The following is a 1,317-nucleotide window of genomic DNA, read 5'->3' as shown; positions in this document are numbered from 1 at the left end:
CCGGGTTTACCGGAGACCTATAGCTTCATTTCACGCGACCATATCGAGCACGTCGCGCTGTGCATAGAAGTTCTGTTCAGCCTCTGCTGGTGGGATGTTTCCGATAGGGCCGAGCAAACGCCTATTGTTGAACCAATCGACCCAGCCGAGGGTTGCCATTTCCAGATCTTGCATGCTGCGCCATGGGGCTTGACGGTGAACGAGTTCGGTTTTGTAGAGGCCATTTATCGTCTCGGCGAGAGCATTATCATACGAGTCCCCAACGCTCCCGACCGATGGTTCGATGCCTGCTTCTGCCAAGCGTTCTGCATAGCGAATGGACAAATATTGCCCCCCGCGGTCGCTATGATGTATCAGCCCGCTTTCCTGAACAGGTCGTCGGTCATGCAGAGCCTGTTCAAGAGCATCGAGAACAAAGTCTGTCTTGGCCGACCGTGAGACTCGCCAGCCGACGATGCGATCTGCAAACGTGTCGATGACCAAGGCTACATAGACAAAGCCCTGCCACGTGGACACGTAGGTAAAGTCGCTGACCCACAATAGGTTCGGCGCGGGCGCACGGAACACACGGTTCACTTTGTCGCGCGGACACGGTGCCGACGTGTCTGGAACCGTTGTTTTGACCACCTTGCCGCGCACGGCACCACGGATGCCGATCTGTTTCATCAGGCGCTCCACCGTGCAGCGCGCGAGTTCAAAGCCCTCGCGCTTGAGCTGATGCCAGGCCTTGCGGACCCCATAGACTTGGTAATTCTCATCCCAGACACGTTTGATCTCCGGGCGCAGCTCCTTATCCCGCTGATGCCGGACTGAAGCTTTGGCCGGATCGGCTTGGCATGCCAGGCGGTGGTAATATGTTGACGGTGCAATCGGCAGCACCCTGCAGATCGACTCGACACCGTAAACAGCCCTTTGATCGTCGATGAAGCCGATCATCGCTTGAGTGGGCGGTCGAGTTCCGCCTGCGCAAAATAAGCTGACGCCTTGCGTAATATCTCATTGGCTTGGCGCAGTTCACGGATCTCTCGTTCCAGCGTCTTGATGCGATCACGTTCCTCGGTCGTCACGCCATCTCGCATGCCGCTGTCCTTCTCGGCCTGCTTAACCCATCCGCTCAGTGTCTGAGGAATACAGCCGATCTTGGGCGCAATGGCCGCTATCGCGCCCGCCTGCGTTTCATAGGAGCCTTGATGCTCGAACACCATTCGGACCGCACGCGCGCGGACCTCAGGCGAATAGCGATTTGCCATTTTGCTTTTTGTCATAACCATCATCCTTACTTAAGTTGATGGTCTCCGACAAACCCGGAGCGATTCA

The 1,317-nt window shown here is 56.6% G+C and carries 1 protein-coding gene and 1 other annotated feature; the gene reads right to left on the bottom strand.

Annotated features, from left to right (window positions below):
- Positions 1-30 precede the first annotated feature (30 nt).
- A protein-coding gene (locus tag Q1A44_RS21830) for an IS3 family transposase (RefSeq protein ID WP_299629546.1) occupies positions 31-1,265 on the bottom strand; the annotation gives its coding sequence in 2 pieces (ribosomal slippage) (positions 31-971 and positions 971-1,265; 1,236 coding nt in all).
- Positions 862-978: a sequence feature (AL1L pseudoknot), on the bottom strand. (Overlaps the previous gene by 117 nt.)
- Positions 1,266-1,317 lie beyond the last annotated feature (52 nt).

Origin of the sequence: uncultured Tateyamaria sp. (assembly GCF_947503705.1) — a bacterium.
Classification (GTDB): domain Bacteria; phylum Pseudomonadota; class Alphaproteobacteria; order Rhodobacterales; family Rhodobacteraceae; genus Tateyamaria.
Note: the sequence above shows the minus strand (reverse complement) of the source record. Positions and strands in the feature narration are given on the sequence as shown.